This is a genomic window from uncultured Candidatus Puniceispirillum sp. (genome assembly GCF_963979125.1).
GTDB lineage: Bacteria > Pseudomonadota > Alphaproteobacteria > Puniceispirillales > Puniceispirillaceae > Puniceispirillum.
This window is the reverse complement of the sequence record NZ_CAXBVX010000023.1, coordinates 1-23,277: the sequence shown is the minus strand read 5'-3', so window position 1 is coordinate 23,277 and position 23,277 is coordinate 1. Positions and strand designations below refer to the sequence as shown.

Annotated in this window: 25 protein-coding genes and 1 pseudogene; 14 read left to right on the top strand and 12 right to left on the bottom strand. The window is 49.8% G+C overall.

The features are described 5' to 3' along the window. Window positions 1-907, bottom strand: a pseudogene (locus ABNT28_RS04095) (hypothetical protein); the annotation flags it as partial. Between the two features lie 85 nt (window positions 908-992). On the opposite strand from ABNT28_RS04095, the gene rsmI reads away from it, so the two are divergent. The 4 genes from rsmI (at window position 993) to gshB (ending at window position 3,947) form a co-directional block, all read left to right on the top strand. Beyond that, entirely contained in the window at window positions 993-1,838 is an 846-nt protein-coding gene (gene rsmI / locus ABNT28_RS04090) for a 16S rRNA (cytidine(1402)-2'-O)-methyltransferase (protein ID WP_332923856.1), read from the top strand. Between the two features lie 5 nt (window positions 1,839-1,843). Continuing rightward, window positions 1,844-2,251 (top strand): YraN family protein, encoded by a 408-nt coding sequence (locus ABNT28_RS04085; RefSeq protein WP_332923855.1) that lies wholly within the window; start codon window positions 1,844-1,846, stop codon window positions 2,249-2,251. Between the two features lie 90 nt (window positions 2,252-2,341). Next, on the top strand, window positions 2,342-2,959 hold the full coding sequence (locus ABNT28_RS04080; protein WP_348721058.1) for a BON domain-containing protein: 618 nt from the start codon (window positions 2,342-2,344) through the stop codon (window positions 2,957-2,959). Window positions 2,960-2,966: 7 nt separating this feature from the next. Beyond that, a complete protein-coding gene (gshB, locus tag ABNT28_RS04075) occupies window positions 2,967-3,947 on the top strand; it encodes a glutathione synthase (RefSeq protein ID WP_348721057.1) in 981 nt (326 codons plus the stop codon). Here gshB and ABNT28_RS04070 read toward each other — a convergent pair. The 6 genes from ABNT28_RS04070 to ABNT28_RS04045 form a co-directional block, all read right to left on the bottom strand. Further along, complete coding sequence (locus tag ABNT28_RS04070; protein ID WP_348721056.1) at window positions 3,920-5,428, bottom strand: YifB family Mg chelatase-like AAA ATPase; 1,509 nt, start codon at window positions 5,426-5,428, stop codon at window positions 3,920-3,922. The two genes, gshB and ABNT28_RS04070, sit on opposite strands and share 28 nt — an antisense overlap. Before the next feature lie 129 nt (window positions 5,429-5,557). Further along, window positions 5,558-5,926, bottom strand: a complete 369-nt coding sequence (locus ABNT28_RS04065; protein ID WP_348721055.1) for a histidine triad nucleotide-binding protein — start codon at window positions 5,924-5,926, stop codon at window positions 5,558-5,560. Window positions 5,927-5,952: 26 nt separating this feature from the next. Further along, window positions 5,953-6,495, bottom strand: a complete 543-nt coding sequence (locus tag ABNT28_RS04060; protein WP_332923850.1) for a GNAT family N-acetyltransferase — start codon at window positions 6,493-6,495, stop codon at window positions 5,953-5,955. Between the two features lie 263 nt (window positions 6,496-6,758). Beyond that, window positions 6,759-7,118 (bottom strand): helix-turn-helix domain-containing protein, encoded by a 360-nt coding sequence (locus ABNT28_RS04055; protein WP_348721054.1) that lies wholly within the window; start codon window positions 7,116-7,118, stop codon window positions 6,759-6,761. Then, window positions 7,115-7,747: a Smr/MutS family protein gene (locus ABNT28_RS04050; RefSeq protein WP_332923848.1), complete on the bottom strand. Its 633-nt coding sequence runs from the start codon at window positions 7,745-7,747 to the stop codon at window positions 7,115-7,117. Before ABNT28_RS04050 ends, ABNT28_RS04055 begins: the two co-directional genes overlap by 4 nt. Before the next feature lie 28 nt (window positions 7,748-7,775). After that, window positions 7,776-8,414, bottom strand: coding sequence for a Tim44/TimA family putative adaptor protein (locus ABNT28_RS04045; protein WP_332923847.1), 639 nt, complete (start codon window positions 8,412-8,414; stop codon window positions 7,776-7,778). A 148-nt stretch (window positions 8,415-8,562) separates the two neighbouring features. Between ABNT28_RS04045 and ABNT28_RS04040 the strand changes: the two genes are divergently transcribed. After that, entirely contained in the window at window positions 8,563-9,120 is a 558-nt protein-coding gene (locus ABNT28_RS04040; RefSeq protein WP_332923846.1) for an FxsA family protein, read from the top strand. Window positions 9,121-9,226: 106 nt separating this feature from the next. Then, on the top strand, window positions 9,227-9,739 hold the full coding sequence (secB, locus tag ABNT28_RS04035) for a protein-export chaperone SecB (RefSeq protein WP_348721053.1): 513 nt from the start codon (window positions 9,227-9,229) through the stop codon (window positions 9,737-9,739). A gap of 10 nt (window positions 9,740-9,749) precedes the next feature. On the opposite strand, the gene dnaQ is transcribed toward secB, so the two are convergent. Genes dnaQ through ABNT28_RS04015 form a run of 4 tightly spaced genes read right to left on the bottom strand, consistent with a single transcriptional unit; the run spans window position 9,750 to window position 12,651 of the window. After that, a complete protein-coding gene (dnaQ, locus tag ABNT28_RS04030; protein ID WP_332923844.1) occupies window positions 9,750-10,508 on the bottom strand; it encodes a DNA polymerase III subunit epsilon in 759 nt (252 codons plus the stop codon). Window positions 10,509-10,538: 30 nt separating this feature from the next. Then, window positions 10,539-11,174, bottom strand: a complete 636-nt coding sequence (gene coaE / locus ABNT28_RS04025) for a dephospho-CoA kinase (protein ID WP_332923843.1) — start codon at window positions 11,172-11,174, stop codon at window positions 10,539-10,541. Next, the gene (locus ABNT28_RS04020; RefSeq protein ID WP_348721052.1) at window positions 11,171-11,830 is read right to left on the bottom strand and encodes a Maf family nucleotide pyrophosphatase; all 660 of its coding nucleotides are present in this window, start codon (window positions 11,828-11,830) and stop codon (window positions 11,171-11,173) included. Before ABNT28_RS04020 ends, coaE begins: the two co-directional genes overlap by 4 nt. After that, the gene (locus ABNT28_RS04015; protein WP_332923841.1) at window positions 11,827-12,651 is read right to left on the bottom strand and encodes a pyruvate, water dikinase regulatory protein; all 825 of its coding nucleotides are present in this window, start codon (window positions 12,649-12,651) and stop codon (window positions 11,827-11,829) included. The genes ABNT28_RS04020 and ABNT28_RS04015 overlap by 4 nt, the downstream gene beginning before the upstream one ends. Window positions 12,652-13,040: 389 nt before the next feature. Between ABNT28_RS04015 and hemE the strand changes: the two genes are divergently transcribed. The 3 genes from hemE to rho all read left to right on the top strand — a co-directional run bounded on the left by hemE (window position 13,041) and on the right by rho (window position 15,932). Next, window positions 13,041-14,066, top strand: coding sequence for a uroporphyrinogen decarboxylase (gene hemE, locus ABNT28_RS04010; protein ID WP_348721051.1), 1,026 nt, complete (start codon window positions 13,041-13,043; stop codon window positions 14,064-14,066). 35 nt (window positions 14,067-14,101) lie between these two features. Then, window positions 14,102-14,533, top strand: coding sequence for a protoporphyrinogen oxidase HemJ (hemJ, locus tag ABNT28_RS04005; RefSeq protein WP_332923839.1), 432 nt, complete (start codon window positions 14,102-14,104; stop codon window positions 14,531-14,533). Between the two features lie 139 nt (window positions 14,534-14,672). Beyond that, a complete protein-coding gene (gene rho, locus ABNT28_RS04000) occupies window positions 14,673-15,932 on the top strand; it encodes a transcription termination factor Rho (protein WP_348721050.1) in 1,260 nt (419 codons plus the stop codon). Between the two features lie 255 nt (window positions 15,933-16,187). Here rho and ABNT28_RS03995 read toward each other — a convergent pair whose 3' ends face one another. Continuing rightward, window positions 16,188-16,688, bottom strand: coding sequence for a methylated-DNA--[protein]-cysteine S-methyltransferase (locus tag ABNT28_RS03995; protein WP_332923837.1), 501 nt, complete (start codon window positions 16,686-16,688; stop codon window positions 16,188-16,190). A 121-nt stretch (window positions 16,689-16,809) separates the two neighbouring features. On the opposite strand from ABNT28_RS03995, the gene mnmE reads away from it, so the two are divergent. From mnmE to ABNT28_RS03970, 5 genes are all read left to right on the top strand, one after another. Continuing rightward, the gene (gene mnmE, locus ABNT28_RS03990; protein WP_332923836.1) at window positions 16,810-18,153 is read left to right on the top strand and encodes a tRNA uridine-5-carboxymethylaminomethyl(34) synthesis GTPase MnmE; all 1,344 of its coding nucleotides are present in this window, start codon (window positions 16,810-16,812) and stop codon (window positions 18,151-18,153) included. A gap of 506 nt (window positions 18,154-18,659) precedes the next feature. Next, window positions 18,660-20,606, top strand: coding sequence for a tRNA uridine-5-carboxymethylaminomethyl(34) synthesis enzyme MnmG (gene mnmG / locus ABNT28_RS03985; protein WP_348721049.1), 1,947 nt, complete (start codon window positions 18,660-18,662; stop codon window positions 20,604-20,606). A gap of 124 nt (window positions 20,607-20,730) precedes the next feature. Continuing rightward, a complete protein-coding gene (gene rsmG, locus ABNT28_RS03980; RefSeq protein ID WP_348721048.1) occupies window positions 20,731-21,330 on the top strand; it encodes a 16S rRNA (guanine(527)-N(7))-methyltransferase RsmG in 600 nt (199 codons plus the stop codon). 36 nt (window positions 21,331-21,366) lie between these two features. Beyond that, entirely contained in the window at window positions 21,367-22,149 is a 783-nt protein-coding gene (locus tag ABNT28_RS03975; protein ID WP_348721047.1) for an AAA family ATPase, read from the top strand. Continuing rightward, entirely contained in the window at window positions 22,149-23,258 is a 1,110-nt protein-coding gene (locus ABNT28_RS03970) for a ParB/RepB/Spo0J family partition protein (RefSeq protein WP_348721046.1), read from the top strand. The genes ABNT28_RS03975 and ABNT28_RS03970 overlap by 1 nt, the downstream gene beginning before the upstream one ends. Window positions 23,259-23,277: the final 19 nt, after the last annotated feature.

Below are 23,277 nucleotides of genomic sequence, written 5' to 3'. Positions count from 1 at the left end.
TGCCATCACTTGCCGTATCATAGATCAGCATTTCAACTTTTGGATTGGCGATTGAAAACAGGGCCAGCTCAGCCCCTTTACGCAGTTCCTCACCAAATTGCTTATGTGTGCCGCTTAACGGTGCCATCAGCGCAACCCGCAGACGATCTGGCGTTTTTGCTGGTAGCACAAACTCATCTTCATCAGGCGGCACGGGAATTTTGTTGGCCAGCAGGGCAAAGGCGGCATTCAACGCTTCGGCAGCCAATGACGGATCGGGGCCTTCGGTCACGGGGGTAACGGCGTCAGGTATCTTTTTTGGGGCTGATGACTGAATTTGCCAAATAATCTGGTTAATCGTCGATTCACGTTTCATTTCTGCCGCGATCGCGGCTTTGGCCATGGCGGTTGCTTCTTCAGGTTCAAGAACGCTATCAGCCAGATCATTTATAATGACATCCAGGGGACTCATTACATCAGCTTCGGTCTCAACGGCTTGGGTCTCGGCTGGCTGGCTTTCATCTTGCTGGGTGCTATCAGGCAGGCGCATATCTGATACAGGCGCATCTTCGGGGCGCGGATCAGGCACCATCAGCTTTTGTAGCAAATCAATTTTTGCAGGATCGGCCTTGGATACAGGCTTGATAATAACCGTATCATCTTCCCTTATTTGCGATTTTTGTTGCGCCGCCTTGGCCAGTGCTGCTTTGCTTTCGGCATTCAGCGCGATGGCTGTCTCTGCCGCTGCTTTGGGGTTAGGTTCGGGCGTAGGTCTTACAACAGGAACCGATGAAACAGGTCTGGGTGTGGTTTGCGACCCACAACTTGCCACCATTACAGAAATCACAACATAACATAATAAATGCCAAGGTTTGGCCATAGTGTCTCCCAACAAGTCATCTTTATCATGGCTGGCTGATCTGCGCATGTTATTATTTGCTTGGTTGCTATTTAATTCAACCGTTATCATGCCCAACAGAATGAAATAACTCACAATCGGACAGGTGCAGATCATGAGCGATGCGTATGGATTACTATCGGTGGTAGCGACCCCGATTGGAAATCTGGGTGACTTTTCACCACGTGCCGCCGCTTGTCTCGAAGCGGTCGATATTATCGCTTGTGAAGATACACGGATGACCCGCAAATTACTGACCTTAACAGGCACCTCGAACAAGGCGCGTTTATATCCCTATCACGATCATAATGGGCATCTGATGCGGCCAAAACTGATCAAACAGCTTCTGGCTGGACAAAATATCGCCTTGGTCAGTGATGCCGGCACCCCGCTTATTTCTGATCCTGGGTTCAAGCTCGTCGCCGCCTGCCATGACCATAATATCACCGTGACCGCAATCCCGGGGCCCAGCGCGCCGATCACGGCCTTGGCGGCGGCGGGCTTGCCAACGGACAAATTCATGTTTGCTGGTTTTATCCCGGTATCAAGCAAAGCTGCGCGTGATGCTATGGCCGACGTCGCGATGCTGACATGCACCACCATCTGGTTTGCAACGCCGAAACGTCTTTGTGTCAGTTTGCAGATGATGCGCGATATTTTGGGCGATCGGCTTGCCGTTGTCGCGCGCGAGCTCACCAAAATGCATGAACATATTCATCGCGGCACCTTGACCGCATTATGCAATCACTATGAAACCACCGATACGCCAAAGGGCGAATTGGTCATTCTTGTCGAAGGCCGTAAAAAAGACGAGGCCATGTTCGATGATGTCACGATCGAACAGATGCTGCGTGCTGAACTTGAAGGTGCCACCTTGCGCGATGCGGTACAGACAATCACCGACATGACCGGACAGCCACGCAAGAAAATATATAAGCTGGCGATTGATATTCAAAGATAAGTATCATGCCCGATTCAAAAACGCCCAACCCAGATAAAGCTTCATCAAAAACCGCACAATTCAAAGCTGCTGAAAAAACGGGGCATCTGGCTGAGGCGCGTGCCATTCTATGGTATCGGCTACGTGGGTTTCGCATTCTGGCGCGGCGCTGGCAAAGTCATAGTGGCGAAATTGATATTATTGCACGGCGGGGACATCTGCTTGTGTTTTGCGAAGTCAAATTCCGGCACAAAGATGTTCATGCGGCCAGCCCGTCCCCCCGTCAGCAAAAACGGATCACACGGGCGGCGGCATTATTCATTGCCGCATCACCCCTTTACCAGAATTATGAATGCCGTTTTGATGTGATTTTGATCGAACGCAAACCCTATGCATTATGGGGTCACTTGATAGCAGTTGTAAATGCTTGGTAGAACGTCTATAGGCCTTGACCATAATGCAACAACTTGTCACATTTAAGCGGCTATACACAGCCAGACTGCAAACCCAATAGGAGACCGTCCATGCAGGCGTCGCGCCCTTCACATATCTCAACCATGACCCGTGTCTCTGCCTGTATTTTGATTCTGGCATCGCTGGCTTTGCAAGGCTGTGTTGGGGCGGCAATTGGTGTTGGTACGGCGGCGGTGGCAGCGTCAACAACGGAAAAAGGACTGTCCACCTCGGTATCTGACAGCGTTATTTTCACCAAACTGCATGACAAATTCATTCAGACCGATGCCAGCCTTGGCACTGTTGTCGATGTGGCTGTCAATGACGGGGCGGTATTGATGACAGGCAAGGTAAAGACCCCCGAAGAAAAAGTGCTGGCCACCAAGCTGGCATGGGAAATCAAAGGCGTCCGTGAAGTCGTCAATGAAATACAGGTAACCGATACATCAACACTCAAAGACGTGGCCAAGGATCTGGCAGCCAGTGCCCAATTGCGCGGCAAGCTGATCACCGATAGTGATATTTCATCCCTTAACTTCAGCATCGATGTGGTGAATGGCATTGTGTATCTGTCGGGTGTTGCCTCATCACCTGATGAGATGAATGCCGTTGTCGCGCATGCACAGGATCTGCGCTTTGCCCAGCAGGTGGTCAATTACATCAGCTTGGCAACTGACACGCGCGATTAGCCTGACTATGACCGTTTCACCGAATCTGTCCGTTGCCATCCAGATGGATCCGGTTGACTCAATCGAGATCGCTGGCGATACCAGCTTTGCCTTTGGTCTGGAGGCGCAAAAGCGTGGTCATTCCCTTTGGTATTACACCCCCGACAAGCTAAGCCTGAATGACGCAAGAATCGAAGCGCGCGGTCAGTCACTACAGCTATTTGACCATCAGGGTGATCATTTTAAAACAGGTGCCCTTGAAACCCGCGCTCTAACTGATTTTGACATCATCCTGATGCGCCAGGATCCCCCGTTTGATATGGCCTATATCACCGCCACGCATCTGCTGGAAATGTTGCCGCCTACAACCATGGTCGTCAATAATCCTGCCGAGGTACGTAACGCTCCGGAAAAATTGCTGGTAACCTTATTCCCCGACCTGATGCCGCCAACCTTGATAAGCCGTGATCCCGAAACGATTGCGGCCTTTCGGGCAACGCATCATGACATCATCGTCAAGCCGCTTTTTGGTAATGGCGGGGCCGGCGTTTTCCGCTTACGCCAAGATGATCAGAATCTTAGCGCTTTGCTTGAAATGTTTTTTCAAACCAGCCGCGAACCGGTGATGGTACAGGCCTATATACCCGCCGTGACCAAAGGCGATAAGCGCGTCATTCTTGTCGATGGCGAACCGGTTGGCGCGGTAAATCGGATTCCGCAAAAAGGCGAAGCGCGGTCCAACTTCCATGTTGGTGGCAGTGCCGCCCGGGCCGAACTCACGGCGCGTGATCTGGAAATTTGCCATGCGATTGGCCCTGAATTACGCCGCCGCCAGCTTTTATTTGTCGGCATTGACATCATTGGCGATTATATAACCGAAATTAATGTCACCTCGCCGACAGGCATTCGTGAAATTCTGCGTCTATCGGATATCGATATTGCCGCGCACACATGGGATGCGATCGAACGCATCCGTCCCACTTATGCAAATAATGGCATCGCCCGATAGGCCAGCGCTTCGGCCAGATGCGCGCGGGTGACATCATTATTATTATCCAGATCAGCAATCGTTCGCGCCACGCGCATAATCTTGTGATAGGCACGCGCTGACAATCTTTGCTGTTCAAGTGCCGCTTTCAACAGATCCTTTGCTTCATCTTCCAGCTGGATAGCAACATCCAGATCATCGCCTACCAGCTTGGCATTGAGTGTGCCATCCGCCTGACTAGGGCGGGCTGTCGCCATAGCTCGTGCGGTCATGATACGGTCATAAATATCTGCCGAACTTTCCGCCACCTCATCTGCCATTAACATTTGCGGGGTGACTTCGGGTACTTCGATAATCAGATCAAAACGATCCATCACTGGACCAGATACTTTCGCACAATAGTGGCGGCCACATTCCGGCGCGCGGCTACAGGCACGCGCTGGATCCCCCAGATAGCCGCACCGACATGGATTCATCGCGGCGACAAGCTGAAACTGGGCAGGATAGGTATAATTATTATTCGCACGCGCCACGACCACTTTACCTGTTTCCAAAGGCTGGCGAAGCGAATCCAGCACCACGCGGCTAAATTCGGCCAGCTCATCGAGAAACAGAACACCATGATGCGCCAGCGATATTTCGCCTGGCTTGGCGCGCATCCCGCCGCCGACCAGCGCCGCCATCGATGCCGAATGATGCGGCTCCCGAAAGGGGCGATCCCTGACAAGTCCTCCTTCGGAAAGCTGGCCTGCAATCGAATGAATCATCGTCACCTGCAACGCCTGTTCGGGGGTCAATGGCGGCAGTAACCCGGGCAAGCGTGCGGCCAGCATTGATTTGCCAGCCCCGGGTGGGCCGATCAATAACAGATTATGTCCACCTGTAGCGGCGATTTCCAGAACCCGCCGCGCAATCAACTGGCCACGCAAATCCGCCATATCGGGATGCTGAACATGGCTGGTCACTATTTTCGCTATTGGCGGATCAACAATTTGACTGCCGCGCACATGATTAAGCAATGCCAGAATGTCAGCTGGTGCCAGAATATCAATATCGCCAGCCCATGCAGCTTCGGCACCCGACGCCGCCGGACAGATCAAATTCTGCTGTTGACTGCTGGCAAAGATAGCCGCCGATAATGCGCCTGATACAGGCTGGATCGCCCCGTTCAATGATAATTCACCTAGCACAACACGGTCTGCCACCGCATCCGCTGGCACCACCCCCATGGCAACCAGCAGACCAAGCGCAATCGGCAGGTCAAAATGCGCGCCTTCTTTCAAAACATCGGCAGGCGCCAGATTGATCGCAATTCGTTTCGGCGGCAAAGACAAACCGATTGATGTTAACGCCGCCCGCACGCGTTCTTTGGATTCGGCAACCGATTTATCAGCCAGCCCAACAATCGCCATCGCGGGCAAACCATTGGCAATATGAACCTGCACATCAACAGCGATGGTATCAATGCCACGAAAGGCAACTGTCTGGATGTTTGCATGCATGATTATCGGCATCCATCGTCGTGAATGACCATTTTGGATGAGCTAAAAGATCGCCGCAAGTTGATTAGATTATTGCAATATGTAAAGCCGGATCTCTGACGATATTATAACCGCCCATATATCCAAATATTAAGGCCGTTTTGCCAGCATCGGTCCCATTGCGCCGCCACCAAGCACATGCATATGCAGATGCGGTACGTCCTGATGCCCGTCATTACCTATATTCGAAATGATTCGATAGCCTGTTTCGCTAATGCCGGTTTTTTCGGCGACACGGTGGATCGCGGCGGAAAAGCCAGCAATTTCCTCAACCGAGGCATGTGCCGCAAAATCGGCATAATCAACATAACGTCCTTTGGGAATCACCAGCACATGCACAGGTGCTTGCGGGGCAATATCATAAAAGGACAAGGTCAAATCATCTTCATCACATTTATTGCAGGGAATCTCGCCACGCAGGATTTTCGCAAAAATATTATTATCGTCATACGAAGCCATCTCATCACCTGCTGTCACGCCGCCATCTAAAGGGCTTTGTGATAATAATATCCCATCACATATGTGCCATCGACTTTGGCATAATATTCATTGCTCGCATAGCGTTTGAACCCGCGGGCTTCAAACGACTGTATCGCCCGCGTCTGGGTGGCTCGAACATCAAGGTTAATCATCGAAAACCCTTCGGATTTAGCCAGCGCCTCGGCTTCGCCAATCATCTTTTGCGCCAACCCGTGACCACGCGCCCATGGGGCAACAAAGAATGTTGTCAGATTACAGCTAAATGCCTGCGCTTCGTTATTACGCGGCGGCCGCACGATCTGGCAACAGCCACCAATCATCTTATCAAGACGCGCTGCAATCAAATGCCGCTCGGGAACCATCAATACACCACGCCAGTAATCTTCCATGACCGAACGTGGCGGCGGCGTCAGCCAGCCAAAACCACCATCCGATTTGATCGCTTCTTCGGCAGCATCGCATAATTCATTAATGTCGCTTGCCGACAGTTTTGCGACTGTCTCAACTGACAGTTTTGCTACATGATCTCTAAGAATTTCGGGCGTCATTTAGAACATCCTCGATTGGTGCAAAACGGCACAGATAGCTAATTAATGATCAGCACGATGCACAATAAATATGGCATAATTACGAAACCGTACAATTGGACAGGCCATCTTGCCTGCCGCATCGATCCGCAAAGTCTGCACTATTCGCATAATTTGCGAACCTTTTAACACAACAATATAAAATTGGAACAGCTTGTTTGTATTTTATCAGAAAGATTTATACCAGAGAATTTATCCCCAAAAGAATTTATCCCCGAAAGAATTTATCCAAGACGCTTTTCCAACGCGGTCAAAAGAATCTGACAATCATTATCATCCAGCCGTTCAATATTCTGCGCCAGCATATTGGCAAGAAGCACCGCATCGGGTGTTTGTTTGCGCACATCAATAGTTGGTTTTGGATGCGACAAGGCCGCCAAGCGTTTAAGCTCTTCAGCATCATCCCAGATCAAACCAAGCCATACGCATATCTGATCGACAAGCACCGCCGAGGGCTTGCCGCGGGCGCCATTTTCCAAAGCCGAGATATAGGCATTGGATACGCCCAGATAATGTGCCTGTTGCTGTTGGGTGACATTCTTGTCAGCCCGTAATTGGCGCATTTTATTGCCAAATGGTGTCATTTTCGATCACGTTGGCGACGAAGCAGAACATAAAGCGCACCAGCCCCACCGTCGCTTGGCTTGGCTTGTGCCATGGCCAATACCATATCACAAAGTGGCGCGCGTTTCAGCCAGTCTGGCACCGAACTGCGCAACACGCCTTCACCGCGTACCCCTTTGCCTGTGATAACAAGAATACACCGATAGCCAGACACTTTGGCTTGGCCTAGAAACTGGGTCAGTTTGCGTTGGGCTTGGGCGGCGGTAAATCCATGCAGATCAAGTCTTGCATCAATTTTCACATCACCACGGAATAATCTTTTCTGGGTACCGCCATCAATCCCAGCTGTTTCCCCCGTCCGCAGATCAACAGGTGATGCTTTTGGCGGCATCGCTGGCACTGACAATGCTGCCGCCATAATAGCTTTTTGGGTGGCTTTGGCCGTTTTCGATGTAACAGCTTTTTGGTGTTTTGACGGGGATAGCGCGGCTGATTCTGAAAGCCCGCCCGAATCATGTCCCTTATTAAAATCGCTATTACCGCTATAGCGGCGGTTTTGCTGTGCCGCCGGTTTTACCAACGCGGTGACGCGTTGCCATAATACATGATCTTCATCATGATGTGATGTGTCAGATTTGCGCGCGCTCATTGGTCATAACCATTAGTCCCCGACACCATTAGCTATCATCATCGGCGGTTTCGGTTTCAACAAGCTTCCAGTTCGGATCATTCAAGGTCAGATCACGCTCAAACGTCCAAATATCAACAATTTCCTGTGACTGGCTTTCATCTTCATCAATAATATTGTCATCGGCATCACGTGCGATGCGTGTTTGCACAGAATGAAAATGAACTGTGACCGCGGCGATTGAGTCGGTCACGGAAATATTCAATATGCTGGCTTCCTTGATATTTTCCAATTCGATCGTCAGCGTTTCTTTATTCGCCGTCCGCTTTTGAATCGATTGGGTAAAGCTTTGCAACAGATCATACCCTAGCAAGCGTTTTAATTGCGCCAGATCACCATCAGCATAGGCACGCAAGGTCATTTCAAACGCCTGCGTTGCGCCGCCTAAAAAGGCTGCTTCGGTAAAATTACGATCGGCTTTGCGTAGCGTTTCAACACCATGGCCAGTAAGTGCGTCTGCATCGGGCTTATTGCCGGGGAACGGCACAACATCGCCGTCATTGGCGGCTTGCATAGGTTGCTTTTCTTGTGGTTGTTCGAATCCGGTGCGCTGACCAAGAACCGATTTCAGCCGCAAGACCAGCAATACGGCAATCACCGCAAAAATGATAATATCAATATAGGGCACGTCGTCTCCTGCTCTTTTTGAGCTAGCTCAAATGTGATTGGGCTAGAAAATCTCTTCTATAGATGACATATGTGTATCACAAAATCCAGTTTCCAGCTTAAATAGGGTAAAATTATGCCCAAAGGAACAAAATGCCCAAAGGAATAACATGAACTTAATCATCCTACTGATCATTTTTATCTGGGGATGGGTCGAAATTAACGCCTTTATTGTTATTGGTAGCGAAGTTGGCGTTGTGCTGACCATTCTTGGTGTATTCATCACCGCCATGATTGGGGTGTCTTTGTTAAAAAGTCAGGGACGCGCTGTCATGAATAGCTTCCGCACCGACATAGCGCAAGGGCGACCGCCGGTAAAATCGATGGCTGATTCTATCGGGCTGTTATGTGGCGCTGTTTTGATGTTACTGCCTGGCTATGTGACCGACGCGGTGGGGCTGGCTATATTTGTGCCTGGCATACGCACAATGGCTGGTCTCTGGCTGGCGACACGCCTTGGCAAAAGCGCGCGCTTCACCAGCTATGCTGGCGCGGCACATGCCCAAACCGATAATTCTAATGCGGGCTTTGACGCATCACGCCGCAGGTCCACATTTGGAAACACCCCGGATCAATGGGGGGATAATGACATTATCGAAGGCGAAGCCGAAGAAAAGACCCCCAATAAAGCTTCAAAACCCAATGACCCCGGCAAGACATTAAAATGACCGATCATCATAGCATTCCAGATTATCAGCGATCATTAGGCGTCAAACCTTGCGACCAGCCCCTTGTTCATGTTAGACGCTAAAAAATTCGCAACCGGAGATTCCCATGGCCAAAAAACCAAATAACTCTGATACCAAAGCACCGGACACCGCCACCAATGAAGACACACATGTGCAACGCCAGCTTGTCGTTCATGCGCAATATATCAAGGATCTGTCTTTTGCAAATCCGAACGCGCCAAAAGTCCTGACCGAAGATACGGGCCAGCCAGACGTTGAAATTGGCGTCAATGTAGGGGCATCGATGATCGGTAACGGCCAGTTTGAGGTCTTGCTGAATCTATCTGCCAAGGCCAAAGCCGATGACACCGCCTTGTTTCTTGTCGATTTGACATATGCTGGTGTTGTGTCCGCGCCCAATACGCCCGAAGCTGAGTTGAACCCGCTTATCATGATCGAAGCGCCGCGTTTGCTGTTTCCTTTTGCCCGCGCCATTATCTCGGATATGACGCGCGATGGCGGTTTCATGCCGCTCAATATTCAGCCTGTCGATTTTGTCGCTGTCTATCAGCATAATCTGGCACGCCAGCAAGAAGCATCATCTAGCGAAGCGCATTAATCTATATTTGTCAGCTATCCGCCTGACGCCAGATCGGCTTGTCCATGCCATCGATAAAGGCATCATGCGCGGCTATTTCGTCCGCGCTTGGTGCATGCGGGCGGATTGGCCGGATCGCGCTATCTTGCATGGTGAAATGTCCGTTTTGATCCGCCGCCTGACCATCATGATTATTATCCGCCGCCTGACCACCATGATTACGCGCATGAGGTTGCCCTGCCAGCGCGCCAGCACCGCTATCCAGCAATAACCCGGGCTGTTTGCCGCCCATCAATTCGATATAGACCGACGCCAGCAGATCAGCATCGATCAGCGCGCCATGCAGATCACGATGTCCATTATCAATTTCAAAACGGCGGCATAAAGCGTCAAGATTGGCTTGCGCGCCAGGGAATTTTTTACGCGCCATCATCAATGTATCAATCGCACGATCCATTGGCAAAACAGGTCGGTCAAGACGCGCCAGTTCGGCATTCAGAAAGCCCATATCAAAGGGCGCATTATGGATCACCATCGGATCGTCACCGATAAACGCCAGAAATTCATCAGCAATATCGGCAAATACGGGCTTATCAGCCAGAAATTCGCTGGTGATGCCATGCACCTTGACCGCGCCTTCATCAATCTCACGTTCGGGATTGATATAGATATGCAATTTATGTCCGGTTGGCAGATGATGCATCAGCTCAAGACAACCAATTTCGATGATGCGGTGGCCATCTCGTGGGCTTATGCCGGTGGTTTCGGTATCCAGAGCGATTTCACGCATGACATATCCTTTTTTTAAAATATCGGAACATTATGTTGGGTTGTTCTGGCCGTGATAATCTATCCTCGGATCGGTCATCTCCAGGCTGGCTAACCAGTCCTCAAGCTGACCGCGCGTTTGATCGATTGACATATCGGTATCCAGCACCATATCGGCGCGTTTGATCTTGTCGGCGGCTGGCATCTGGTTTTGCAAGATACCTGCCAGCTTATCGGCCGTCATGCCCGCGCGTGACAAGGCACGTTTTGTAATCACATCGGCATGGGCATTGGTCACGATCACATAATCACATATCGCATCACCGCCTGTTTCAAACAATAACGGAATATCCAGAACAACCAGCGGCGTATTGGCCTGTCGGTGTCTATGCAAAAAATCATCACGATCCGCGCGCACCATCGGATGCATTATCGCCTCCAGCTTTGCCCGTGCTGTTTCATCACCAAAAACCAGCGCCCCCAGCTTGCCGCGATCAATGCCCCCTTTATTATCGCCCACATCTGCACCAAAGGCATCGATGATCTTGGCAACCGCCGCTCCATTCAGCCCCAGCAAGCGATGCACCACCTTATCGGCATTATGCACAGGAATCGATTTCGCGGTGAACATCTCACTGACCGTGGTTTTCCCGCTAGCAATCATCCCCGTAAGACCGATAATAATCATGCTGGTAATCCGCTTGATGCCACCATTGGCACAAGCCCATGTGGCCGCAAAAACCCAAGGATTTGCAACAGCGGCAATCCCAAAATGGCGTAATGACAGCCTTTGATCTGGCTAAACAGATGCACGCCCAGCCCTTCGATCTGATAGGCACCCGGGCTATAAAGCGCGGCATCGCCCATTGCCTTTACATAGGCTGAAATAAAATTATCATCGAGCGTCCGTACCGTCATATCAGCAGTTTCAATATGATGCCAGATTCGTTGCCCCTGCCGATAGATGACGGCGGCGGTGATAAGCTGATGCGTTTTACCGGACAATGCTTGCAAATGCTGTTCTGCCGCCTTTGCATCATGCGGCTTGGCGAATATCACGTCATCGCACACCAACAGCTGATCGGCACCAATGATATAGCTATCATCACCAGCCGCCAGCCGCATACTGACCGCTTGTGCTTTCATATCAGCCAACAAAACCGCAATATCATCTTTTGCCATATCTTCGGCCAGTGCTGCATCGCGCAAACTCGCTTCATCAACAGGTGCCGACTGTATCTGAAATGCGATACCGGCATTGGCCAGCATCGTCTGGCGCGTCTGGCTTGATGATGCCAGTACCAGCTTATCATTAGGTAACGTCACAAAAATATCTTGGGTCATGCTTCGCTTTCACGCCAATTTGTATGAAGCTGGATAATCGCGGCGGCGGTTTCTTCGACCGAACGGCGTGTCACATCGATAACGGGCCAGCCTGATTTATTAAACAGGCGGCGCGCGTCCTTTGCTTCGTCTTCGATCGCGTCAATATCGGCATAGGTCTTGTTTTCATTATCAAGCATGGCGATCTGGCGGGTTTTGCGGATCGCGCTAAGCCGTTTCGGGTCATTCGTCAGCCCCACCGTAAACAGATTCAACCCATCCAGATAATGCGCGGGAAATGGCACCCCTGGCACCAGCGCATAATTAGCCACCTTATAGCCACGATGCGCCAGATACATTGATGTTGGTGTTTTGGACGTTCGTGAAATACCAACAATCAGAATATCCGCCTCGCTAAGATTGCCCATATTCATACCATCATCATGGCTAACGGCAAAATCAACCGCGGCAACACGGGCAAAATAGGCCGAATTGATCTGCCGTTGACCACCAGGCAAATTCTGCTGCGCTTGCCCTAATACGGTGGCCAGCAAATTGACCACCGGATCCAATACCGATACGGCAGGAATGCCCATTTTCTTGCAGCGCGATTCAATTTTTTCGCGCATCTCATTATTAATGATACTCATCAGCAAAATACCCGGATTACGCATCACCCCACTGAACAAAAGCTCAAGATGTTCATCGGTACGCACCAGCGTCCATACATGTTCGGTGACATCGGCATCGGGAAACTGGGCCAGACAGGCGCGCGTGATCTGATGCACTGTTTCACCAGTCGAATCCGAAACCAGATGAATATGTAATTCTTGGCGTGCCATGCTATCCTCGCTATGGGTTCAACCTTACATCGCTATGCAAGCCGCGTCATGAGCAAATATTATGTTCGACATAACACGTCAAACCACCGGATAAAAACTGTGGACAAAGCTACGGCATCTGGGGACAAAAACCAGCACAAACCTATTTCATCAACATAGCCACAATCAGGTCACAGATGATACAATTGCGGATAAAATATAAGTTTACTTTGGGGAAAAGCTGGATAAAGGCGCCTTTTCCTTTAAAAACGATAGCTTTGCAGGCATGAGATTGTTTATAAAACTGTGGATAAACAGGGTAGAAAACTGGCAACACGCATATCCACAGCTACTAACACTACAACAACCTTTATATATATAATAATATAGATATATAGAAACCGAGACGCATGAACAGCTTTCTAAAAACGCTTGCCGGACAAAAGATGCCAATCCCACCTATCTGGATGATGCGTCAAGCAGGGCGCTATTTAAAAGAATATAGAGATGTGCGCGAATCGACATCTGATTTTATCAGTTTTTGTCTGGACCCTGAAAAAGCCAGTAATGTTACTATACAACCTATAACCAGATTCGGTTTTGACGCGGCCATCATTTTTTCCGATATATTAATGGTGCCATGGGCTTTAGAACGTAATGTGCGTTTCAAACCAAATCACGGGCCTATGCTTGATCCGCTTGATGATGCTGCTTTGCTTGATGAAGCTTTACTTGATGATGTCGCACAAAAATTAGCCCCTGTGGCTGATGCGATTGGCCGTACACGTTCATTATTGCGCGAAGATACCGCTTTGATTGGTTTTGCTGGCGCGCCATGGACGGTTCTTACCTATATGCTTGAAGGTGGGTCATCAAAAGATTTTAATATCTCCCGCCAGATGTTGTGGAATGATCCAGCTGGCTTTGACAAAATCATGCAGATTGTCACGCAGGCGACGATCGAATTTTTATCACTACAGGCACAAGCAGGTGCAGATGCCTTGATGTTGTTTGACAGCTGGGCAAGTGCTGTTCCGTCATGGCACCGTGATGCTATTGTTAATAAACCGGCAGCAAGAATTATCGCAGCATTACGTGCCCGTGGTATCACTCAGCCTGTTATTGGTTTCCCTAAAGGCATTGGCGAAGGTATTTTAGCTTATGCTGACCAGGTTGGCGTCAATGCACTTGGTCTTGATCACGGTATGGACATAAGATGGGCACATAAACATTTACCTGCCAACCTACCGGTTCAGGGTAATCTGGATCCGATCAGCCTCATATCTGGCAGTGATGCTATGGTGGCTAATATCGACGAAATTCTTGGCGTTTTTGCCGATCGGCCGCATATCTTCAATCTGGGACATGGCATCACACCTGCAACGCCTATCGCCAATGTCACAAAAATGATTTCACATGTGCGCCAAACGCACTAACAGAACCCGATACAAGTTGAATTAAGGAATCCCTGATGAGCTATGACATTATAAAAGCATTGCATATTATTTCGGTCATATCGTGGATGGCAGGCCTGTTATATCTGCCGCGCTTATTCGTTTATCATGCAGGTACGCCGCTTGGGTCGGTTCAGGCCGAAACTTTCAAGGTTATGGAACGTCGTTTGCTGAAAGCGATCATGAATCCGGCGATGATTGCGTCCTTTATTTTTGGTCTGTGGATGCTCGCCCTCAATTATGCTTTGATTTATGAAGCATGGTTCATCATCAAATTTATTTGCGTCATTCTGATGGCCGCCTGTCATGGCAAATTTTCAAAAATGCGGCGTTTACTCGAAAATGACGAAAAACCGCTATCGTCTAAATCCTATCGAGTCTGGAACGAAGTCCCGACTGTCCTCATGATTGTTATTGTGGTTATGGCGGTGGTAAAGCCATTCTCATAGCATCTGATATGGCTAGCCAAAGCTGTTTTCCTTGACTTTTAACAAAAATTAAACTTATAACGTTACCCAGTATATTTCAGGGAGTCGCCCGGCTCATGATCCGATCTATACAGTCCCGTTTCCATTGATGAGTCATGTTATGCATCTTCAGGAATTAAAACAGAAATCACCCGCCGATCTTTTGGCATATGCTGAAGAACTTGAGATTGAAAATGCCAGTACCCTGCGCAAACAGGATATGATGTTTGCGATTCTGAAACAGCTTGCTGATAATGAAGTTGCCATTTATGGCAGTGGTGTTCTCGAAGTTTTATCAGATGGCTTTGGGTTTCTGCGTGCGCCTGAATCAAACTATTTGCCAGGCCCTGACGATATTTACGTATCACCAAGTCAGGTGCGCCGTTTCAGCTTGCGCACGGGCGATACTGTTGAAGGTGAGATTCGCGCGCCCAAGGATGGCGAACGCTATTTTGCTTTGCTGAAAATCGAAACGATCAATTTTGAAGAGCCCGGCGCTGTGCGCCAGCGTATTAATTTTGACAATCTAACGCCTTTATATCCCGAAGAAAAACTGACTCTCGAATTGCCATTTGATCCGGACAAGAAAGATAACACCCCGCGGGTGATCGATCTTGTTGCGCCGATGGGCAAAGGCCAGCGCGGCTTGATCGTGGCACCACCACGCACAGGCAAGACAATGATGCTACAAAGCATTGCGCATGCGATCTCGGAAAATCATCCAGAAGTCTATCTGATTGTTTTGCTGATTGATGAACGGCCTGAAGAAGTTACTGACATGCAGCGTTCGGTCAAAGGCGAGGTGATCTCGTCAACCTTTGACGAACCAGCCTCAAGACATGTGCAAGTAACTGAAATGGTTATAGAAAAAGCAAAACGACTTGTCGAACATAAACGCGATGTAGTGATCCTGCTTGATTCGATCACGCGTCTGGCACGTGCCTATAACACTGTTGTTCCATCATCGGGCAAAGTCCTGACAGGTGGTGTTGATGCCAATGCTTTGCAACGGCCAAAACGTTTCTTTGGCGCGGCGCGTAATATCGAAGAAGGTGGTTCGTTAACAATTATCGCTACCGCCTTGATCGAGACAGGATCGCGTATGGATGAAGTCATCTTTGAAGAGTTCAAAGGCACAGGTAATAGTGAAGTTATTCTCGACCGCAAATTGTCGGATAAGCGGACATTCCCGGCGATTGACATCACTAAGTCTGGTACGCGTAAAGAAGAATTACTGGTTGATAAAGGTACTTTGGCCAAGATGTGGGTCTTGCGTCGTATCCTTATGCAGATGGGCGCGATTGATGCGATGGAATTCCTCACTGATAAGCTGAAACATTCAAAAACAAATGATGATTTCTTCGATCACATGAATAGCTAAGCATCATCCGGCCAAAGGCCGACAGATGATCGCGGCATTAAGCATTATCCGGCCGGAATGAAGTACAGGCCGACAGATGATCGCTATATTTATCAAGCATCACCAAAAATGTTTCACGTGAAACATTTTGGCGTATCGCAGCGTCATAAAGCCCAAATCTAATGCTATTTTGCGAGCATGAGCCTTTATCGCCCGAATCTAATGCGAGAAATGTTTCACGTGAAACATTTTGATCGGTTTTAAATAGCGTTCTGACTAGCTGTTGCCTTGTTCAAGCTTGATAAGCCAGTCTTTGCGCCCCAGATTGGCTGGGTCTTTCGGGCTTGTCATATCGCCGCCGCCATAATTACCCAATGCGCCGTCAGATCGCACCACGCGATGGCATGGATAGATAATCGGGATCGGATTACGCGCGCAGGCTGATCCGGCGGCACGCGGAGCAGATGGTTTACCTGCCAGCGCGGCGAAAGCCTTATATGACATTGTCACACCATAGGGAATACGCGCCATGGCTGTAAGCCACGCGTAACCGCTTGCCGTTTTGCCTTCAGGTGCCAATGGCAGATCAAAACCTTTGCGGTGTCCTGCCAGATATTCCAGAATCTGTCTTTTTGTTTCACGTGAAACATTATCTGTCTGGTCATCTTCCGGCCACGCCGATTGTTCCCAGTCCAGCCGTATCAGTGCGGTGCCGTCACTAACAGGGCGCATCCATCCTAATGATGTGCTAAAAGCGGTATGATAAAGAGCTGGCATAATATCTCCTATGGCTATTTAGCGCCTATGGTTATCTAGCCCCTTTGGTTATTTATATAATCCAAAAATGTTTCACGTGAAACATTTTGCCAAACAAAGGTAATATGACGAAAGACGTATAATGACAGGCGATACATTTAACGACACCATTTTCGCTTTGGCAACGCCACCTGGGCGTTCGGCGATCGCCATCATCCGCATAAGTGGTGCTAATGCTGCGCTGGCGGCGGATGCTTTTCATGTGAATTGCCCTGAACCTGGCCATTTTGCTGTGCGCCGGCTAATGAATGTGGCTGACCTGCCAATTGACGAAGTGCTTTTGCTTTATATGCAAGCCCCCGCCTCACCAACGGGTGAAGATGTGCTGGAAATCCATTGTCATGGTAGTCAGGCGGTACAAGCGATGATCCTTGATAGGCTGGCGCAAATAGAGGGTTTCCGCCCAGCTTTGCCAGGTGAATTTACCCGCCGCGCTTTTAGCAATGATAAATTTGATCTGTCGGGTGTCGAAGGTCTGGCTGATCTTATCGATGCCGAAACTCCTGCCCAGCTTCATCAGGCATGGGCGCAGCTAGATGGCGCTTTGCGCAAGCCGGTCACCGCATGGCGCGAAACGCTCATCGCTTTGGCGGGCCAGCTGGAAGCCCTGATTGATTTTGCTGATGAAGATCTGCCCGAATCGGTTGCCGTGGCCTTGCGTGCCAGCACCCAAACGCTGATTACCGAAATCGGCGCTATCATGGCTGATAATCGCGCGGGTGAAATGCTACGCGATGGTGTGCAGGTGGCATTGCTGGGGTCGGTCAATGCAGGTAAATCAACAGCCCTAAATGCCATTTCGGGACGGGATGCGGTCATTACGTCGGCGGAAGCCGGCACCACGCGCGATATCGTGTCGGTGAAAATGGATATAGGCGGTGTGCCTGTGACCTTTATGGATACGGCGGGTTTGCGTGATGGTGCGGGCGCGGTCGAATCCGAAGGCATAAGGCGTGCACGTCAAGCTGGCCGCGATGCTGATTTTAGCCTGATTATCCTTGATGGAAGCGATTCGGCATGGCCAGAGCATCTAGCCGAGATCAGCCGTTTAACAGGTGGGAATCATCTTATTGTACTGAATAAACGCGATATGGGTTTGGTTGGCACAGTGCCCAAAGCGGCGCTTCACCTCAGTTTGCATGATGCCCACGACATTGAAAGGCTGATTGCCGCGATATTCCGCGCCCTTGTACCCCTTAATCAGGATAGCCAAAGCGCGATTATCACACGCGCACGGCATCGGGACGCCTTGGTAGGGGCGATGCAAAGCCTTGAACGTGGGCTAACGCATGACTTTGACGCGAACCCTGAGCTGGCGGCCGAAGATTTCCGCATGGCGGCTACGGCTTTGGGGCGGATTACCGGGAAAATCGACGTTGAAGATTTGCTTGGCTCAATTTTCTCATCCTTTTGTATTGGCAAATAGCCAAAAGGCTCAATTAAACAATTCAAAAAACCATTCAGGCCATAAAACCTCTATAGCCAAAATGTTTCACGTGAAACATTCTCGGGCCTGGGATCGGCGGTCATCATTTCTGGATTCGACTGTTTTGCCATTTTGGATAGGGTTTGGCTTCATATTGGTATGCTAAGCTACCTATTAAAATGTTTCACGTGAAACATTCTGCCATATGATTTTGCCATGTGATTTTGCCATGTGTTAAGGCGCAGATGATGCTGTCCCTTATTGATTTCTTTGGCTGATTTCTTGGGAATCTGGTGTATATCTGCTGCTGAAACGGGATAAATGTTTCACGTGAAACATTTTGGCATTTGCCAAGCGTATCATCTAAGAATGCGGCAAAATATTATAATTTGTGTTATGTTCGCCGCGCATTGAAAGTAAATCTGGTTTTCCTGTTTAATCTGGAACCAGATAGGGGAACGGAAACGTTCTAGATAGAGTGGCCAGATAGAGCGGAATAGTTAAGAATGAAATCTGCATTTGACGTTATTGTTGTGGGTGGAGGGCATGCTGGCTGTGAAGCCGCCGCCGCCGCATCGCGCATGGGCGCGTCTGTGGCCTTGGTCACGATGCGCGCTGACCGCATTGGCGAAATGTCTTGTAATCCGGCGATTGGCGGGCTTGGCAAAGGGCATCTTGTGCGTGAGATCGATGCGCTGGATGGGCTGATGGGGCGGGCGATTGATCGTGCTGGTATCCAGTTCCGCATGTTGAACAAATCACGCGGGCCGGCGGTACATGGTCCACGTGCGCAAGCTGACCGTGCGCTGTATCGCACCGCCATTCAGGACTTTCTGAATGAAGATGACAATATAACCATTATCGAAGCGGCGGTTGGTGATCTGGTAGTGGTTGATAATGCCTCTGGCCTGAGTCATGACAGCCAGCAGGTTAAGGGCGTCATATGTGAAGATGGACGCATAGTGACAGCAGCAAGTGTGGTGCTGACCACGGGTACATTTCTGGGTGGTTTGATCCATCTGGGAGATGAACGCACGCAAGCTGGTCGTATTGGTGAAGCCCCGTCAAATATGCTGGCTGCGCGTCTGGCCAAATTAGCATTGCCGCTTGGACGCTTGAAAACCGGCACCCCGCCTCGTCTTGATGGCCGTACGATTGACTGGTCCGTGCTTGAGATGCAACCAGCCGATGATCCACCGATACCATTTTCAATGATGACGACACGGATCACGGTACCGCAGATTGAGTGTGGAATTACTCGAACAACGGCTGAAACGCACCGTATCATTGTCGAATCGATGCATCTATCGGCGGTGTTTAATGGCAATATTTCAGGTCAGGGTCCCCGCTATTGCCCGTCGATTGAGGATAAGGTCAATCGCTTTGCCGATAAGGAATCGCATCAGTTATTCCTTGAACCTGAAGGGCTTGACGATCATACGATTTATCCAAATGGCATTTCGACAAGTCTGCCACGCGATGTACAGGATGCGCTGGTCAAAAGCATACCTGGCCTTGAACAGACGGTTATTATCCAACATGGCTATGCGATCGAATATGATTTTGTCGATCCGCGCGCTTTACGCCAGACCTTGGAATTACGCGCATTACCCGGGTTATATCTGGCAGGTCAAATCAATGGCACAACAGGTTATGAAGAAGCCGCCGCGCAAGGTTTGATGGCAGGCGTGAATGCCGCCCTTGCCGCGTCATCGGGTGCGCGCACAGATAAAACCAGCTTTACGCTTGATCGGGCTGATGCCTATATCGGGGTGATGATTGATGATCTGATTTCCAAGGGCGCGCCTGAGCCATATCGCATGTTTACGTCGCGTGCCGAATATCGGCTTTTGCTTCGTGCCGATAATGCTGACCAACGCCTGACCGAAAAAGGCATTGCGATTGGTTGTGTGGGACAAGCGCGTCATACCGCGTGGCAAACCAAGAATAAGGCATTGGAAAAGGCCAAGACCGTTTTGGCCACCCTTACAGCGTCAGGCAAAGAGCTGGCGGCGGCTGATTTGCCGAAACCACGTGATGGTGGCAAGCGGTCAGCGGCAGATATGCTGAGCCTTGAAGGGATAACTATTGATCGATTGACGCATCTATGGCCATCGCTTGGCACGATTGAATCGCTTTTTCATGCCCAGCTTGAAGCCGATTACCGCTATGCAGGCTATGTTGCGCGTCAGAAAGCTGATATTGACGCATTGCGCCGCGACGAGGCCACATTGATTCCGGATGATCTAGATTTTTCAGTGATTGGGGGCTTGTCTGCCGAAGCGCAAGATGTGCTGAAACAACGCCAACCAGAAACGATTGGTCAGGCGAATCGACTGCCCGGTTTGACGCCTGCGTCGGTGGTTGCGGTTTTGCGGCATTTGCGCCGCCACGCGGATGCGGCCTATAGCCAAAAACCAAACACATCTGCCATGCGGCGTGAGATGACGTGATGCAGACAGGTTTTCTATGGGCATCCAAAATGTTTCACGTGAAACATTTTTCCTTTTGTCTGATCCAGCTCTATCAGGCGATTTATGGCATTGCTTATGGCAGTAATGAGCATGGGAAGGCCATATGACCCCCGAAATTGTGCAAAAGGAGCTGAATGTTTCACGTGAAACAATGGATAAATTCACCATTTATCTTGCGCTTCTGGAAAAATGGCAAAGATCGGTGAATCTGGTTGCCCGTACGACGCTAGATATTGCCTGGCAACGGCATATTCTTGATTCGGGGCAATTAGCCCGCTATCTGCCAGGCGGATGCCAAAGCATTCTGGATGTTGGTAGTGGCGCCGGTTTTCCCGGGCTGGTATTATCAATCATGGGGGATGCAACGGTGCATCTTGTTGAGTCTGATCATAAAAAAACTGTTTTTTTACAAACAGTTATAAGAGAATTAGGTCTGTCTGCCATGGTTCATAATGACCGTATCGAACAGCTACCAGCAATGGCGCCAGATGTTATAACAGCCCGTGCGTTCGCGCCTTTGGGCAAAGCGATTGGTTTATTGGCGCCGCATATGGCATCGCATACGGTTTTACTGCTTCTGAAAGGGCGTAATGTCGAAGAAGAATTGACCGAAATGCCAGATTATCCCATCATGTCGGCGGTCACGTATCCAAGCTTGTCTGATCCTGACGGCGTGGTTTTACAGTTAACCCAAGATCATTAGTTATAGCTAGTTGTCGTCTTATTTTCGAGGCATTAAATGAATAGTGAAGCACGCATCATTGCGGTAGCAAATCAAAAAGGCGGCGTAGGCAAAACGACCACGTCGGTTAATCTGGCAACAGCATTGGCGGCGTGTGGACGCACGGTGCTGTTGGTTGATTTTGATCCACAAGGCAATGCCAGCACCGGGTTGGGTATTGATCCTGTGCAACGCGAACATAATAGTTATCATGTTGTGATTGGCCATACCCTTGCTGTTAATGCGATACAGCCGACGATTGTGCCACGGCTTGATATTATTCCGGCTGTGGTTGATTTATCTGCCGCCGAGATTGAACTTATCGATGTCGAACGCCGTGAATATCGGCTGGCTGATGCGATTGCTACAGTGTCGAATGATTATGATTACATCATTATCGACTGCCCCCCCTCGCTTGGGCTTCTGACTGTGAATGCCTTATGTGCCGCAGCATCGGTTTTGATTCCCCTGCAATGCGAATTTTATGCGCTTGAAGGCTTGAGCCAACTGATGCGAACGATTGATGCGGTGCGCGGTGGTATCAATCCAAGGCTGGAAATGCAGGGGGTTGTGCTGACTATGTTTGATAGCCGTAATAAATTATCTGAATCGGTGGAAAATGATGTACGCGCCTATCTTGGTAACATCGTTTATAATACCGTTATTCCGCGTAATGTTCGCGTGTCTGAAGCGCCGTCATTCGGGCAACCGGTTTTGATGTATGATCTGAAATGTGTTGGGGCACAGGCCTATGCCGCGCTGGCCGCCGAACTGCTGACTCAAGAAAAGGATGCTGCCTAATGGCCAAGACGCCGTCACAAAAAAATCCAGCCAAAACCACCCCAGCTAAAAAACAAGCTGCGAAAGCGACGCCGGAAAAAGTGATACCCAAACATCCAGCGCGTGGTCTGGGACGTGGTTTGTCATCGCTGCTTGGTGATTCCGGTATTGCCGCGGCTACGTCAAACCCAAATTCAATTCCAGCCCGAGGTAATCAGCCTGAGATGCCAACAGGATCACCAGATGCACCTGCCGGGTCGGCCAACGTTTCGGCAGGCGTTTCGGCCAGTGGATATGGTAACGGATCTGGCACCATGTCAGGTGGAGTCATTGAAATTCCGGTTGAATGGATTAATTCGGGCCCCTGGCAACCGCGGATGAAATTTGACCAAACCGCATTGGCCGAATTGGCTGACTCGGTGCGGCAAAAAGGGATTGTGCAACCTGTTCTGGTGCGCAAAAGCACGGATAACCCGCAACGTTATCAGTTGATTGCCGGGGAGCGACGGTGGCGCGCGGCACAAATGGCCCAGCTACATACGGTTCCCGCGATCCTGCGTGAGATAAGCGACGTTGAAGCCTATGAACTGGCGTTGATCGAAAATGTGCAACGTACCGATCTTACGGTGATTGAAGAGGCGCTGGGCTATCAAAATCTGATAAGTAAACATAAATATAAACAAGAGCAACTATCTGTATTAATTGGAAAATCAAGAAGCCATATTGCCAATTTGTTGCGCCTGCTTAGCTTGCCACATGATGTCATGATGCTGGTTGCTGATGGCCAGTTGACGATGGGTCAGGTGCGTCCCTTGATTGGGCATGATAATGCGTCAGCATTGGCGGCAGAGATTGTTAGCAAACATCTGACTGCGCGTCAGGCCGAAGCGCTGGCAAAACGAAGTGCTGTCACAGATACGATTTCCGATGTGCCGGAAACCGGAATGCCGATTACGGTGACAGCAGAAAAGTCAGCCGATATTCTGGCGTTGGAAGCGCGCGCGGCCGAACAGTTGGGTCTGGTGATGTCAGTCGATTGGGACGCGTCTAGAACAAGTGGTAAATTGGTGTTTCATTGCGAAGATTTTGCCCAGATCACCTTTATTCTGGAGCAACTGGGCCTAGAATAAGCATCATCCGGCTGGAGCA

Coding starts and splice junctions, on each gene's coding strand:
- rsmI (WP_332923856.1), top strand. CDS start 993: ATGAGCGATGCGTATGGATTACTATCGGTGGTAGCGACCCCGATTGGA.
- ABNT28_RS04085 (WP_332923855.1), top strand. CDS start 1,844: ATGCCCGATTCAAAAACGCCCAACCCAGATAAAGCTTCATCAAAAACC.
- ABNT28_RS04080 (WP_348721058.1), top strand. CDS start 2,342: ATGCAGGCGTCGCGCCCTTCACATATCTCAACCATGACCCGTGTCTCT.
- gshB (WP_348721057.1), top strand. CDS start 2,967: ATGACCGTTTCACCGAATCTGTCCGTTGCCATCCAGATGGATCCGGTT.
- ABNT28_RS04070 (WP_348721056.1), bottom strand. CDS start 5,428: ATGCATGCAAACATCCAGACAGTTGCCTTTCGTGGCATTGATACCATC.
- ABNT28_RS04065 (WP_348721055.1), bottom strand. CDS start 5,926: ATGGCTTCGTATGACGATAATAATATTTTTGCGAAAATCCTGCGTGGC.
- ABNT28_RS04060 (WP_332923850.1), bottom strand. CDS start 6,495: ATGACGCCCGAAATTCTTAGAGATCATGTAGCAAAACTGTCAGTTGAG.
- ABNT28_RS04055 (WP_348721054.1), bottom strand. CDS start 7,118: ATGACACCATTTGGCAATAAAATGCGCCAATTACGGGCTGACAAGAAT.
- ABNT28_RS04050 (WP_332923848.1), bottom strand. CDS start 7,747: ATGAGCGCGCGCAAATCTGACACATCACATCATGATGAAGATCATGTA.
- ABNT28_RS04040 (WP_332923846.1), top strand. CDS start 8,563: ATGAACTTAATCATCCTACTGATCATTTTTATCTGGGGATGGGTCGAA.
- secB (WP_348721053.1), top strand. CDS start 9,227: ATGGCCAAAAAACCAAATAACTCTGATACCAAAGCACCGGACACCGCC.
- dnaQ (WP_332923844.1), bottom strand. CDS start 10,508: ATGCGTGAAATCGCTCTGGATACCGAAACCACCGGCATAAGCCCACGA.
- coaE (WP_332923843.1), bottom strand. CDS start 11,174: ATGATTATTATCGGTCTTACGGGGATGATTGCTAGCGGGAAAACCACG.
- ABNT28_RS04020 (WP_348721052.1), bottom strand. CDS start 11,830: ATGACCCAAGATATTTTTGTGACGTTACCTAATGATAAGCTGGTACTG.
- ABNT28_RS04015 (WP_332923841.1), bottom strand. CDS start 12,651: ATGGCACGCCAAGAATTACATATTCATCTGGTTTCGGATTCGACTGGT.
- hemE (WP_348721051.1), top strand. CDS start 13,041: ATGAACAGCTTTCTAAAAACGCTTGCCGGACAAAAGATGCCAATCCCA.
- hemJ (WP_332923839.1), top strand. CDS start 14,102: ATGAGCTATGACATTATAAAAGCATTGCATATTATTTCGGTCATATCG.
- rho (WP_348721050.1), top strand. CDS start 14,673: ATGCATCTTCAGGAATTAAAACAGAAATCACCCGCCGATCTTTTGGCA.
- ABNT28_RS03995 (WP_332923837.1), bottom strand. CDS start 16,688: ATGCCAGCTCTTTATCATACCGCTTTTAGCACATCATTAGGATGGATG.
- mnmE (WP_332923836.1), top strand. CDS start 16,810: ATGACAGGCGATACATTTAACGACACCATTTTCGCTTTGGCAACGCCA.
- mnmG (WP_348721049.1), top strand. CDS start 18,660: ATGAAATCTGCATTTGACGTTATTGTTGTGGGTGGAGGGCATGCTGGC.
- rsmG (WP_348721048.1), top strand. CDS start 20,731: ATGACCCCCGAAATTGTGCAAAAGGAGCTGAATGTTTCACGTGAAACA.
- ABNT28_RS03975 (WP_348721047.1), top strand. CDS start 21,367: ATGAATAGTGAAGCACGCATCATTGCGGTAGCAAATCAAAAAGGCGGC.
- ABNT28_RS03970 (WP_348721046.1), top strand. CDS start 22,149: ATGGCCAAGACGCCGTCACAAAAAAATCCAGCCAAAACCACCCCAGCT.